The organism is Streptomyces sp. NPDC050433, assembly GCF_044458565.1.
In the GTDB taxonomy this organism is placed as follows: domain Bacteria; phylum Actinomycetota; class Actinomycetes; order Streptomycetales; family Streptomycetaceae; genus Streptomyces.
The window spans coordinates 174,678-188,486 of the sequence record NZ_JBITIB010000011.1; the positions used below are offsets into that span (position 1 = coordinate 174,678).

General features: G+C 73.2%; 9 protein-coding genes. 4 read left to right on the forward strand and 5 right to left on the reverse strand.

Features of this window, described 5'->3' with window-relative positions; translation table 11 throughout:
* Nucleotides 1-288: 288 nt before the first annotated feature.
* Genes ettA through ACIBLA_RS16045 form a run of 3 tightly spaced genes read left to right on the forward strand, consistent with a single transcriptional unit; the run spans nt 289 to nt 3,114 of the window.
* On the forward strand, nt 289-1,953 hold the full coding sequence (ettA, locus tag ACIBLA_RS16035; protein ID WP_363242270.1) for an energy-dependent translational throttle protein EttA: 1,665 nt from the start codon (nt 289-291) through the stop codon (nt 1,951-1,953).
* Between the two features lies 1 nt (nt 1,954).
* Nucleotides 1,955-2,380 carry a thioesterase family protein gene (locus ACIBLA_RS16040; RefSeq protein ID WP_363242269.1) on the forward strand — a complete coding sequence of 142 codons (426 nt, stop codon included), beginning with the start codon at nt 1,955-1,957 and terminating at the stop codon, nt 2,378-2,380.
* Nucleotides 2,377-3,114, forward strand: coding sequence for a hypothetical protein (locus ACIBLA_RS16045; RefSeq protein WP_399198935.1), 738 nt, complete (start codon nt 2,377-2,379; stop codon nt 3,112-3,114). Before ACIBLA_RS16040 ends, ACIBLA_RS16045 begins: the two co-directional genes overlap by 4 nt.
* Before the next feature lie 444 nt (nt 3,115-3,558).
* Here the strand turns inward: ACIBLA_RS16045 and ACIBLA_RS16050 are convergent, their stop codons facing one another.
* From ACIBLA_RS16050 to ACIBLA_RS16065, 4 genes are all read right to left on the reverse strand, one after another.
* Entirely contained in the window at nt 3,559-4,545 is a 987-nt protein-coding gene (locus ACIBLA_RS16050; protein WP_399198936.1) for an ABC transporter ATP-binding protein, read from the reverse strand.
* Nucleotides 4,542-7,427 carry an ABC transporter permease gene (locus ACIBLA_RS16055; protein WP_399198937.1) on the reverse strand — a complete coding sequence of 962 codons (2,886 nt, stop codon included), beginning with the start codon at nt 7,425-7,427 and terminating at the stop codon, nt 4,542-4,544. Before ACIBLA_RS16055 ends, ACIBLA_RS16050 begins: the two co-directional genes overlap by 4 nt.
* 1 nt (nt 7,428) lies before the next feature.
* Nucleotides 7,429-10,845, reverse strand: coding sequence for an ABC transporter permease (locus ACIBLA_RS16060; protein WP_399198938.1), 3,417 nt, complete (start codon nt 10,843-10,845; stop codon nt 7,429-7,431).
* A gap of 167 nt (nt 10,846-11,012) precedes the next feature.
* Nucleotides 11,013-11,411: a globin gene (locus ACIBLA_RS16065; protein ID WP_399198939.1), complete on the reverse strand. Its 399-nt coding sequence runs from the start codon at nt 11,409-11,411 to the stop codon at nt 11,013-11,015.
* Between the two features lie 158 nt (nt 11,412-11,569).
* Between ACIBLA_RS16065 and ACIBLA_RS16070 the strand changes: the two genes are divergently transcribed.
* On the forward strand, nt 11,570-12,595 hold the full coding sequence (locus ACIBLA_RS16070) for a methyltransferase domain-containing protein (protein ID WP_363242263.1): 1,026 nt from the start codon (nt 11,570-11,572) through the stop codon (nt 12,593-12,595).
* Here the strand turns inward: ACIBLA_RS16070 and ACIBLA_RS16075 are convergent.
* Complete coding sequence (locus ACIBLA_RS16075) at nt 12,576-13,766, reverse strand: FHA domain-containing protein (RefSeq protein WP_399198940.1); 1,191 nt, start codon at nt 13,764-13,766, stop codon at nt 12,576-12,578. The genes ACIBLA_RS16070 and ACIBLA_RS16075 overlap by 20 nt on opposite strands.
* Nucleotides 13,767-13,809 lie beyond the last annotated feature (43 nt).

The window sequence follows — 13,809 nt, forward strand, 5'->3', positions numbered from 1 at the left end:
CGCCCCGCTGACGGCACGGCACTCCGGCCGCCCCTGACAGCGGCCCCGACGCGCAGACGAATTCGGTCGTGCGCCGGGGCCGCGTGCCGGTTCGCTCGCCGGTACGCGACCGCCGTCGTGTTCGCTGGTCGCGGCGAATGTCCCGTGGGTGCCGCAGGCCGGGACGGTGTGTCCGAGCCCTGGACAACCGGTTTCCCCCCAGGGACGCACGTGCGGCAAGATGGCTCTATCTGCCCTCACGCGGCGGAGCCGCACATTGGCCCTTCTCGATCTGCCGGACGGTTTCCCTTGGCTGAGTACATCTACACCATGCGCAAGGCGCGCAAGGCGCACGGCGACAAGGTCATCCTCGATGACGTGACGCAGAGCTTCCTGCCCGGCGCGAAGATCGGTGTGGTCGGCCCCAACGGTGCCGGTAAGTCCACCGTCCTCAAGATCATGGCCGGGCTGGAGCAGCCTTCCAACGGCGAGGCCTTCCTGACGCCCGGGTACTCGGTCGGGATGCTCCTCCAGGAGCCGCCGCTGGACGAGACCAAGACGGTGCTGGAGAACGTCCAGGACGGCGCCGCCGAGACCATGGGCAAGCTGAAGAGGTTCAACGAGGTCGCCGAACTGATGGCGACCGACTACTCCGAAGCGCTGATGGACGAGATGGGCAAGCTCCAGGAGGACCTCGACCACGCCAACGCGTGGGACCTGGACACTCAGTTGGAGCAGGCCATGGACGCGCTGGGCTGCCCGCCCGGCGACTGGGCCGTCACCAACCTCTCCGGCGGTGAGCGCCGCCGGGTCGCGCTCTGCAAGCTGCTGCTGGAGGCGCCCGACCTGCTGCTGCTCGACGAGCCCACCAACCACCTGGACGCCGAGTCCGTGCAGTGGCTGGAGCAGCACCTCGCCAAGTACCCGGGTGCCGTCGTCGCCGTCACCCACGACCGGTACTTCCTCGACAACGTCGCCGGATGGATCTGCGAGGTCGACCGCGGCCGTCTCCACGGCTACGAGGGCAACTACTCCAAGTACCTGGAGACCAAGCAGGCGCGCCTCAAGGTCGAGGGCCAGAAGGACGCCAAGCGCGCCAAGCGGCTCAAGGACGAGCTTGAGTGGGTCCGCTCCAACGCCAAGGGACGCCAGGCCAAGTCCAAGGCCAGGCTGGCCCGTTACGAGGAGATGGCGGCCGAGGCCGACAAGATGCGGAAGCTGGACTTCGAGGAGATCCAGATCCCGCCGGGCCCGCGCCTCGGCAGTGTCGTGGTCGAGGTCGAGAACCTGAGCAAGGCGTTCGGCGACAAGGTGCTGATCGACGACCTCTCCTTCTCGCTGCCGCGCAACGGCATCGTCGGGGTCATCGGCCCCAACGGCGCCGGCAAGACGACGCTCTTCAAGATGATCCAGGGCCTGGAGCAGCCGGACTCCGGCTCCATCAAGGTCGGCGAAACCGTCGAGATCAGTTACGTCGACCAGGGCCGCGCCAACATCGACCCCAAGAAGTCGCTGTGGGCCGTCGTCTCCGACGAGCTGGACTACATCAACGTCGGCCATGTCGAGATGCCCTCGCGGGCGTATGTCTCCGCGTTCGGCTTCAAGGGCCCCGACCAGCAGAAGCCGGCCGGAGTCCTGTCCGGCGGTGAGCGCAACCGCCTCAACCTGGCGCTGACGCTCAAGCTCGGCGGCAACCTGCTGCTCCTCGACGAACCGACCAACGACCTCGACGTCGAGACCCTGTCGTCGCTGGAGAACGCGCTGCTGGAGTTTTCCGGGGCGGCCGTGATCATCTCCCACGACCGCTGGTTCCTCGACCGCGTCGCCACGCACATCCTGGCGTACGAGGGCGAGTCCAAGTGGTTCTGGTTCGAGGGCAACTTCGAGTCGTACGAGAAGAACAAGGTGGGGCGGCTCGGCGCCGATGCCGCCCGGCCGCACCGCGCCACGTACAAGAAGCTGACCCGAGGCTGACATGGCGCGCCACCACTACAGCTGCCCCATGCGCTGGTCGGACATGGATGCCTTCGGGCACGTCAACAACGTGGTCTTCATCCGCTATCTGGAGGAAGCGCGTATCGACTTCATGTTCCGGCTGGCGCCGGGGGACGGCTCACCGTCCTTCTCGGGCGGGTCCGTCGTGGCCCGGCACGAGATCGACTACAAGCTGCCGCTGGTCCACCGGCACGAGCCGGTGACCGTCGAGCTGTGGGTGACGAAGATCGGCGCGGCGACGCTCACGATCGCGTACGAGATCAAGGACGAGGACCAGGTGTACGTCCGGGCCTCGACCGTCATCGTGCCGTACGACCTCCAGGCGGGCCGGCCGCGGCGGATCACGGCAGAGGAGAGGTCTTTCCTCCAGAAGTACCTGGACGACGCGGAGGCGCTCGCGGCATGACGGCGACGACGGGTGCGGCCGTACGGGCCCTGCGGCTCGCCGACACGGCGGAGGCGGCGGATCTCGCCGCCTTCCTCGGTCGGCTGATCCGCTACGACCGGGCGGCGGCGGTACGCCTCCAACTGGGCGCCGGGGCCCTGGCGGTGTTCGGTCGGCCCCCTGCGTTCGAGGTGCTCGCGATCCGTACGGCGCGGTTGCGCGAGGGGGCGGCCGGGGTGGCCGCGCCCGCGGTTGCCGCTGCCGCTGCTCCGGTGGAGCTGGACGTCACCGTCTCCGCCGGTGAACTCCTCGAAGCGATCGACGAGTTGACGGGCGACTTCACCCTTCCCGCCGCCGTCACCGGCCCGCCGTGGACCGGGGTGCTCCCGCCGCGTGGCGGCTGGCAGCAGGTGCCCGGCCTGCCGGGACCGGCCCGGCTGCGGCAGGCGGTCGCCGCGGCGGTCGCCGAGTTCCGCACGCGCGACGAGGCGTTGCCCGCCGCGCACCGGGACCGCGCCGAGCGGGACAGGATCGGCCGCGAGATCTGGTCCCGGACGGTCGACGACACGGACCTGCCGCTGCGCGCCGTACACGCGGCGCAGTCGGTGGGCTTCCTGCGCCCGATGCCCGAGACCGCACCGGTGGCGCTGCTCAGGACCGGCACATGGCTGCGGCTGCGCACGCCGTACGGCTCGATCGCGGTACGGGCGGGCGGGGCCGGGGGTATCGGCGGCCTGAGCGTGACGCCGGCCTGAGCGTGACGATGTGCGTGACAGGCCGGCCCGCCGGCCGGGCATGTGCGAGGGCGCGACGCGGACCTGTGGGACGGGAGCCCGAAGCCGGATCAACTCCGGGCGGAGCTGCTTCGCCGGAGGAAGCCGACCAGCCTGGAGATGGCACGCGGACGCGGTTCCCGTAGCGGCACGGTTCCCTCGCCTCCCGCCCGGCGCGATGGGCCAGACACGGCCCAACTCCCCAAGACCCGCGCCCTTCCGGCGCGAGTCGACCCTGCTGGGTGCTCGGGAGGGCGGTCACGTGTGCGACGCCGAGGCTGCCGCCTGGCTGCGCTGGCCGCGTCGGAGGGTCTGCCCCCTGCGGGCGGCGAGGCCCGTTGGGGTGGTTGGGGCCAGGGAGAGCCGAGGCTTGCGCCCAAGCCCGTTCGGACCGTGACCTGCTGCGGGTTCCGGTGCAGGCGGGTGTCAGTTGGGTGGGGTGTCTGGGTGGACTTGGATGTGGTCCTGTTCCAGTTCCAGCATCACGCGGTGTTCCATGCCCAGCGCCTTCGTGTACTCGGCGGGCAGTTGGAGGCGGCCCGCGCGGTCGAGCATCGCGTACTCGCGGGCCACCACCGACTCCTGGCCCGTCGTCGCGTCGACCTCCGTGCGGCGCAGGACCTCCGAGGAGGTGCGGCCGTCCCGGATGGCGACCGTCCGGCGTACCTCGGACGCGACCTGCTGGTCGTGGGTGACGATCACGATCGTCGTGCCCAGCTCCTCGTTCGCCCGGCGGAACGCGGCGAACACCTGCTCCCCCGTCGCCGAGTCCAGCTCCCCCGTCGGCTCGTCGGCCAGCAGTACGGAAGGGGAGTTGGCGAGGGCGACGGCTATCGCGACGCGCTGCTGCTGGCCGCCGGACATCTGGTGCGGGCGGCGGTCGCGGCAGTCCGCGACCTCCAGCATCGTCAGCAGCGATTCGGCCCGCGCCGCGCGCTCCGCCCGACGGCGGCGACCACTGCCACGCGGACCGCCCCGGCCGCTCAACTGCATCGGCAGGGCCACGTTCTGACTTGCCGTCATGTACGGCAGCAGATTCCGCCCGGTCTCCTGCCAGACGAAGCCCACCGCCTCCCGCCGATAGCGCAGCCGCGCCTTCGCGTCCATGCCCAGCAGATCGCGGCCCGCCACCTTCGCGGCCCCGGCCGTCGGGATGTCCAGCCCCGCCAGGATGTTCATCAGGGTCGACTTGCCGCTGCCCGACGCACCCACAAGGGCCATCAACTCGCCCTCCGCCACCAGCAGATCGAGCCCCTGGAGCGCCTGCACCTCGACCCCGTCGGCGGTGAAGATCCGCACCAGCCGGTCGCAGGCGATGAGCGCGTCGTGCCCGTACGAGGGACGGTCACGGTGGGTGCCCGCGCGCCGCTCCAACTGCTCCAGCGTCACCGGGGACCCCGTCGACGATGTCATCGGCTGTCTCCTGCCCTCAGTTCGTTGACCGATCCTTGCCGTCCCGCCCACCATGCCTGCACCACCGACACCGCCGCGGCGAGGCCCAGCACCCCCACCGCCGGCAGCACCAGCGACCACGGATCGGCCCGGAGCGGCGCCCCGTCCAGCGGCACGTCCGACGTCGCGGTGAGCGCCAGCCGTACGAGATCCACTCCCGGTGCCAGCAGCACGATCGTCGCCCAGCCGACGAACGCCCCGCCCACGGCTGCGAGCAGCGCCTGCGGAAGGACCTCCAGGCCCAGGAGCTGGCGGCCCTGGCGCGTCGTGAGACCCATGGTGCGCAGCCGCGCCAGCAGTGTGACGCGCTCCGGGGCCGTCTGCGACAGCGAGAGCAGCAGCGCCAGCAGGGCGTAGCCCGCGCCCGCCGCGATCGCCGCCGAGTAGATCCGCTCGGCGCCCTCCTGCATGGGCGTGTTGACGAACGCCTTGCGCTCCTCGGTGCGCAACCGCACGGTGAATCCCGCACCGGACGACGTCTCGTCGAATCCGGCGACCGTACGGCGCAGCGCCCCGCCATCCAGCTTCGCGCCGCTGACCAGCAGGGTGGTCGGTGCCCGCTGGGTCAGGTCGGCGGCGTTCACCAGGAGGTAGTCGCCGCCGGGCGACGCCGGGGTGTTGGTGTGTGTTCCCACCACCCGCACCTTGAAGTCCCCGGCCGCCGACTGGATGTCGCGCGGCTGGTCGCCGAGCCGTTCGGCGACGGCGGGCGAGGCGATCGCGGGCAGCACCCGGCCGGGGTCCGAGCCGCCGTCGCGCACGCCGCCCCCGCCCACGGCCGTCAGCTCGTCCGCCGAGAACTCCCCGAGTCCGGTCTGCCGGGCCAGCCGCGCGTACGCCCGTGGCTCCACGCCGATCATGGTCACGCCGAGCGCCGTGCGGAAACCCTTGGTGTCGGAGGGGAGCGGTACGCCGTACTCGACCCGTACGGCGGTCACGTCACCCACCCCGGCGCTGTCCCGCACGGCCCCTGCCAGCCCGTCGGGCAGCACCGGCGACGAGCCGACGGCGCCGATCCGGGCATCGGCGCCGGTCGCGAGCACGGCGGCCCGCTCCCTCGCGCCGTCGATCCCGGCGAGCACGGAGCCGCCGAAGGCGGCCGTCGTCAGCGCGATGAGCAGGGCGAGCAGCGGCAGGGCGCCCGACGACGACGCGCGGCCCGCGCGCGCCAGCGAGAGGAAGCCGACGGCGCCGCGCAACCGCCCTGCGGGGCGGCCGGCGACACGCAGCGGCAGCGGATACAGCCGTACGAGAACGAGCGCGGCGATCAGCCCGACCAGCACCGGCGCGGAGCTGACCAGATAATCCACATCGGCCAAGCCGTCCGCCTCGCCCGCACCGCCTACCTCGCCCGCTCCACCCGCACCACCCGCCCCGCGCCTCCGCAGCGCGAAGACCGCCCCGATCGCCAGCGCCAGCAAGGTCAGTTCGGCCATCGTGCGGCGGCGCGACGGCCTGGCCCGTACAAGATCCTCGCGGCCCCCGTGCGGCCGGGGCCTGCGATGCCGTACGACGGCCCGCACCGGCAGCGCGGCGCACGCCAGCAGCGCGGCCCCGCCCGCCGCCGCCACGGCGGGCAGCAGCCGGGCCTCCGGGACGGTCAGGACGGCGAGCAGCAGCCCGACGGCCGCCGCCGGTACGGCGATCACCGCCGTCTCGGCGAGGAGCCGGCCGCCGATCCCGAGCGACGATCCGCCGCGCGAGCGCAGCAGGGCGAGTTCGGCCTGCCGCCGCGCCGCGCTCAGGCCGCCCGCCATCACCAGCACGACGGCGGCCACGGCCCCGATGCCCAGCGCCGCGACGGTGACGACGGGCGCGATGGCCGCACGCATCGAGCGGTGCGCGGCGACGATCTCGTCGAGTCCCGTCGCCACCACGGCCGCGGACCCGACGACGTCCGTGCGCAGTTCGGCCAGCTCCGGGCCGTTCTCCAACGACGCGATACGGGAGGCGAGCAGGGGCGCGTCGCGCGCGGTGAGCGCCTTGGCGTCGGGGGCGATCCGCCAGTACAGCTGGGGCTCACCGGTGGTGCCGAGCAGGACCGGCGCGGCGTCCGGCGCCAGCAGGAGGGAGGCACGCCAGTAGCGGGGCTGCGGGCGGTCGTTGGTCGGTTTGGTGACGAGCGCGGGGGAGCCGAGCGTGGTCTCGACGGCCCAGTAGCTGTTGTCCGGGTCCCGTGGCGCGACGATTCCGGTGATCCGTACGCCGAGTTCGTCCCGGTCCACACCCGGCACATGCACCACGGAGCCGACCTTCAGCCGCAGCGACCTGGCGGTCTCGGCGGTGACCGCGGCCTCCACCTCCCCGGTGCGCGCCGTCACCGCACCGTCGGCGCGGGGCAGCCGGCCCTCGCGGAGCGTGGAGTGGCGGTCGAGGTCCGCCTGGGCGGCGAGGGTGAACATCGGAGGCAGACTGTCCGGCGCGGGCAGCGAGGGGTCGGTGCCCTCGACCGGCTCGGAGGTCCGTACGCCGTACGCCGAACCGCCCTCGTCGGCCCGCACCGGCGCCCGCAGACTCCGCGTGATCTCCCGCTGCGCCTGCTCCACCCACGCACCGCGCAGGGTCTCCTCCCGGCCCGCCTGCGGCACACCGGGGCCCGACGCCGCCGCGCTGACCTCCAGGACGCTCTCGGCGGCGATGGCGGTACTGATGTCGTGGCGCAGGCCGTTCGTCTCGTAGGCGTCAACGGAACGGGGGAACGCGGCGGCGAGATACGCGGTGAACACGACGAGCACGGCCATCGCCGCGGCGGCTCCGGGCGCGGTCCGCAACCGCGTCCGCACCCACGGCGCGACGACCCGCACGGTGGACCGGTCACGAGGGCCGGGCGAAGGTGCGCGCATCTCAGTTGCCTCCCCGTTCGCGCAGCGTGACCGCCGGGTCCGTACGGCGCAGCGTGAGATACGCGATCAGCAGCAGCGGCAGCGCGGACACCCCCGCCAGCAGCGCGGCGACCTGGCCGCTGGGCAGCTCGACCAGGACGGCGGGCACCGGCTGGGTGGCCTGGCCCGTCAGGACGACCAAGGGCACGACAGCCCTGGTGAGTACGGCGCCGAGGGCGAGGCCGACCAGCAGCGCGACCATCAGCAGCAGACCCTGTTCGGTGGCTATCAGCCGGGCGAGTTGCCGGCGCGACGTGCCCAGCGCCCGCAACAGGGCGAACTCGGCGGCCCGTTCACGCAGCGACCCCGCCGCGCTCACCGCGAAGCCGACGGCCGCCAGCGCCGCCGCCGCGATCGCGGCGGCCAGCAGCGCGGACTGCGGTCCCACCCCCAGCGGGTCGCCCAGCAGCTCGTCCGCGATCTCGTCGCGCACCATGACCTGCGCCGGATCGACATCGGACCGCTTGCGCAGCGTCTCGGCGATCTCCGGCGTGCGGCCGGGCGCCGCGCTCAGCCACCACTCCGTGGGGGCCAGCGACTCCTCCCGCCGGTCGGCGAGCACCTGATTGACGGCGCGCAGATCGACCAGCAGAGCCCCGCCGTCGCCCGTACGGCCGCCGTCGGCGGTCTCGTTCGCGGCCTGCGCGCTCAGAGCGCCGGGTCCGGTGGTGGGCAGTTGGCCGACCGAGCGCACGATCCTGACCCGCAGCCGGTCGCCCGCGACCTGGACATCGACGTTCTGCCCCGTCTTCGCCCCGGCGGCACGCAGGAAGGCGTCGGTGGCGATCGCGGGCAGCTCGGCGGGCGGTTCGGGGCGCGGTACGCCCACATGCACGCTGATGCCCCGCGCCGGGTCGAGGTAGGGCCCGGCCGACGGGCTGATCCCCGTCTCGTACGAGAACGCGAGCGGCGCCGCCGCCGTGACGACCGGCTTCAGGGCGACGTCCGGGTCCGCCTGGCCGTCCAGCGAGGCGAGGAGCGTCGCCCGCCAGTCGAAGTCCGTGGCGATGTCCACCGGGCGTACGGCGCCATCGGCGTCCACGGACTTCAGCGCGTCGACACTGAGCCGGTGGGTCTCGCTCCTGCCCTGCGGGGCGGTCGAATCCAGCTCCAGGCCGGTCAGCGTGAGCGGCTGCGCCGGGGTGAGCGGCGTGGCCGCCGCCCGGGGGCCGCGCGTCGAGGCCGCCGCGCCGGTCAGATCGAGCGCGACGGTGTGCGGGCGGCCGTCGACGGGCACTTCGCCCGCGAGCAGGCGGTAGCCGATGCCGTAGCGGTCCTCGACCACCACGGTGGTGAACGGCGCGCTGCCGGACGGCGACACCCCGTCCCCCGCCGACGTGTCCGTGAGCCGCAGCGTGATCCGGAGCTGCCGGGCGCCGTCGGGCAGCGAAGCGCCCGGTTGCGCCGCCTTCGGCGGCTTCACCGCGTCGAGCAGCCGCTGCGCACCGTCGTCACCGGACTCTCCGGCCAGGTCGTCACGGAGCAGCATCCGCTCGTCGGCCCGGCCGGTGTCCAGCGCGAGTACGGTCGCCTTCCGGTCCGCCGACAGCTCGGACGTGGCGCGATACGCGGGAGCCGCCCCACGCACCCCCGGCAGCGCGGCGTAGATCCCCGCCTGGCCGGGATCGCCGGGCCGGTTGGCCAGCACCCGCAGCGACGCACCGGTCCTGAAGTCCGCCTGGTCCTCCTGCGAACGGTCCCACGACGCGCTCTGCCCGATCGCCAGCATGCCCATCGCCACGGCCAGCACCAGCAGCAGCACCGGACCCGCGCCGCGCAGCGGCCGGCGGCTGAACTGCCAGCCGGCCAGCGCCGACGACAGCCCCGCCCCGCCCGCCGCGCGCCGTTCGGCCAGACGCGCCACGGGCGGCAGCAGGCGCAGGGTCAGTACGGTGCCCGCGAGCAGCGCCAGCGCGGGGGCGGCGACCAGCAGAGGATCGACACCCAGCTCGCCCCGGCTGTCTCCGCTGAGCGCGCCGTCGCCCGAGGTGGCCGTCTGCCGGTCCAGCTGCCAGTACGCCACGGCGGCGACCACCAGCAGCCCCACATCGGCGCCCGCGCGCACCGGGCCGGGCAGCGCCCCCGCCCTGCCTCGCCGCAGCCGGGTCACCCCGGCCGAGGCGAGGGCGGGCGCCACGACGGCGGCGGCGCACGCCAGCGCGACCCCGACGCCCGTCAGCCACACCTGCGCGGTGGAGGTGTCACCGAGCCGCAGCCCGATCTCGGTGAGCGGGCCGCGGTCGGCGAGCAGCCGGGTCAGCGGGCCCGCGAACAGCGGCGCGCAGAGCGCGGCCGGCAGCGCCAGCAGCAGTGCCTCGACGGTGGCGAGCCAGGCGATCCGGCGCCGTGAACCGCCGCGTGCCCGCAGGAGATCACTCTCGCTGGTCCGCTCCGTGCTCAGCAGCCGCGCGACCAGCAGCAGGGCGTAGCCGGCCAGGAGGACGAGCTGGACGGCGACGATCAGCAGCGTGGAGCGCGACACGAGCAGCGCGCGTTCGGTCCGGTCGAGCACGCTCGGCAGCGTGGTCCGCGCGTTCACACCGTCGGCGAACACCGGCTGCGCGGCGAGGGACTTGGGCCCGCGCTCGGCGGCGGCGCGCAGCGCGTCGATACGGGCGGTGGTGACGGACCGGAAGTCGGCGGCGGCCAGCCAGGACAGGTCGCCCGCCTGGAGCCGCCCGGAGTCGAACAGGGCGGGGTCGGTGAGCAGCGGGCCGTAGGTGGTGAAGGTGACCGTCTGGACGCCCTGGCCGCCGAGGGTGTCCAACTTCCAGTACGGGTCGGTGAGATCGGCCGGCCGGTAGATGCCCGTGACGCGGATCGCGAGGGGTTTGTCGTCCAGCCGGTCGTGGGGGGTGAGGCGTGTTCCGGGCTTCAACCCGAGCTGGGTCGCCGCCTCTTCGGGGAGCGCCGCCTGCACGGGGTCCGCGGCGGACGTGCCCGCAGCGCCCGAGGCTTCAGCGGTGGGCCAGTCGCCCGCCACCAGCCGTACACGCGAGCGGTCGAGCGTCGCAAAGTGCGTGAGGTCGGGATCGCCCTCGCGGGCGTCGGGCGGCTGAAGGGCGCGGGGGAGCGCGTACGACCCGGAGCGCTCCAGCTTCCGTACGGTGACCGGCAGCCCGTCGAAGGACTCCCGCGCGACCTTGGACGCCGCCTCGTTCGCGGCCTCCCGGTCGCTCGCCGCGACCTGCGCGGTGATCGCGAGCGCGGCGCCGGAGGCCTCGCGGCCCTGGAGGGTGTGGCGCAGCGCGGCGTCCCCGATGGAGCCGGAGAAAGCGGTGAGGGCGGACAGGACGGAGGTGGTCAGCAGTACGGCGAGGAGAGCCGCGGCCAGCAGCAACCGATGCGCGCGGACGCGCAGGAACACGAACCCCGTCACGCGTCCCCCCGCCGATCCGTCGCCCGCCCCCGGAGCTTCGGATACTTTCAGAGGGCCGCCGTCCGTGGAAACCGCTTACGGGCGGACTTTGACCCGATCGTGACCGTTGTCCGGAACGGGAGTTCCGCATTCCGGGACATCGCGTGTGGCGCTGACGCCGCGAACGCTCAGCTGTTCACCATCGAGGCGGCGGCGTACGTCATGTAGTTCCAGAGCTGCGTCTCGTGCTCCTCCGAGAGCCTCAGCTCGTCTATCGCCACCCGCATGTGCCGCAGCCACGCGTCGTGCGCGGCCCGGTCGACGGCGAACGGCGCGTGCCGCATCCGCAGCCGGGGATGACCCCGGTTGTCGCTGTACGTGCGCGGACCGCCCCAGTACTGGATCAGGAACAGCGTGAACCGCTCCTCGGCCGGGCCCAGATCCTCCTCCGGATACATCGGCCGGAGCAGCGGATCCTCGGCGACCCCCTGGTAGAACCGGTGCACCAGGCGCCGGAAGGTCTCCTCGCCACCGACCTGCTCGTAGAAGGTCTGCTCCGGAAGTGTGCCGCGCGGAATCTCGTTCACCCCTCCATGGTCTCAGACCCACCGGCCGAGTACCTGGGATCCAGGACCCGCCCACAGGGGGTCCGCAACCCGTTACTCACGGTCCGGAAAACGATTACTCGCGGTCCCGGACCTCGGGACTGCTCGCTTCCGCGGCCCCGACACAGGACAGTGGAGACATGGGCGTTCACCGCGAGCACCGCGAGACGTACAGGCCGGGCGACGACGAGGCCGGCGTGGCCGCCGAGGCGCGTGCGGCCATGGTGCGGGGCATGGTGGCCGACGGGTCGCTGGACGACCCGGTCTGGCAGGCGGCCTTCGAAGAGGTGCCGCGCCATCTGTTCGTCCCGTACTACTACGTCAGCAGGCTCGGCGGCCACGACCGGCTGTGGTGCGACGATCCCGACCCGGTGAAACGGCTGCGCTGGCTGCACGGCGCGTACGCGGACGGTGCGCTGGCCACCCGCGTACGCGACGGTGAACTGATCTCCTCCAGCAGCCAGCCCTCCCTGATGGCCCGGATGCTCACCGAACTCGACGTCCACGACGGGCACACCGTCCTGGAGATCGGCGCGGGCACCGGCTACAACGCGGGGCTGCTCTCGCACCGGCTGGGCGACGAGCGCGTCACGACCGTCGATCTGGATCCGGAGATCACCGAGTCCGCCCGTGCGCATCTCGCCGCCGCCGGATACCGGCCCACGGTCGTCACGGGCGACGGCGCGATCGGCTGCCGCCGGCGGGCGCCCTTCGACCGGATCATCGCGACCTGCACGCTGCCCTCGGTGCCGAACGGCTGGCTGGAGCAGTGCGCGGACGGGGCGCGGATCCTGGCGCCGCTGGCAACCGGGCTGATCGCGCTGGACGTCGGCGACGACCCGCACGGCCGTTACGCGGAAGGGCACTTCCTGCACACGTCCGCCTTCTTCGTCCCGCTGCGCGGCGGCGTGGCGGAGCCCGGACTGCCCGTCCTCCAGCGCATCGGCGGGCTGCCCCGGCGGGCGCTGGAGAACGATCTCTTCCGCTTCATGCTCTCGCTGACGGCGGGCAGCCTGGACCCGCACGAGGCCCTCTCCCTCTGGGAGCGCGAGGGGCGCCCGCAGCGGGAGAGGTTCGGCATCACCGTCGGCCAGGACCGGCAGTGGGCCTGGCTGGACGATCCCTCCGGGCCGTACGTCTGGTCGCTCAGCTCCGGCGGATCGTGATCGTCGTCCAGGCACCGACATGCACGCGGTCGCCGTCCTTGAGCGGGACGGGGACATACGGCTGGATCGGGTCCTCGGCGCCGTTCAGCGTCGTGCCGTTCGTCGAGTTCTGATCGACCACCGCCCAGCTGCCGTCGGGCTGCTGGACCAGGACCGCGTGCTGGTGCGAGACGCCCGGATCCTCCGGCGGCACGGACAGGTCGACATCGGGGGACTCGCCGGTGGAGTGGCGGCGGCGGCCGATGGTGATCTGGTTGCCGGTCATCGGAAGGTGCTGTTCCGGTGAGTACGCGGGCAGGTTGAGGCCCGTCGCCTCGGGGCCACTGCGCTGCATCATCGCCATGAAGTAGTCACGGTCCGGTGCGACGACCGCGGTCCAGTTGCCGGGCGGCTGGTACTGGTGAGGCGGTGGCTGCTGCTGCTGGTGCTGTTGTTGTTGCGGCGGTGGTCCCTGCTGGAACTGCTGCGGGGGCGCGGGCGCCTGCGCATGGGAGGGCGGCGGCAGCACCCAGTCGTCGCCACCGGTCTGCTGCGGCGGGGCCGGCGGGCCGGACTGCTGGAACGAGGGCGGCGACGGCGGACCCTGCTGCTGGTACGGCGGGGGCGGCGGTGGTCCCTGCTGGCCGTGCGGTCCGGGGGGACCGAAGGGTCCGGGAGGTCCGGGAGGTCCACCCTGCGGGCCGAGCCCACCCGGCTGACCCTGCTGATCGGGATCCAGCGGCTCGGCGGGCCGGTTCAGCTGGGAGGGGCGCGAGCCCTGGTAGTCGTACGGGTCCGGCGGCCGGGGCGGCGCCTGCTGGGCCTGGAAGCCCGGCGGCAGGTTCAGTCCGGGCGGCGGGGCACCACCTGGCCCGCCGGGGCCGCCCGGTCCACCGGGCTGTTGCTGCTGCGGAGCCAGCGGCGTGTACGAAGTCGCCGTGTTCGTGAGGAAGTTCCACCGGCACTCCTCGCAGAACAGGGCGTTGCCCTCGCGCGGGGTGCGGCACTGCGGGCACAGCTCGGCCTGCGCCGTGGCGTTCGGATCCTGCGGATAGCCGTAACCGGGCGCCGGCGGTGGTGGGGGAGGTGGGGGCACCGCACCGGCGGGAGCGCCGGCTCCGGCCATGCGATGGCCGCAGACCTCGCACCAGTCGTCGGAACCCGACTGGTGTCCGTTCGGGCAAGTCGGCATGTCGGCGCTTCCCCCTCTCCTCGTCCGGCCCAGAGGCCGCCTT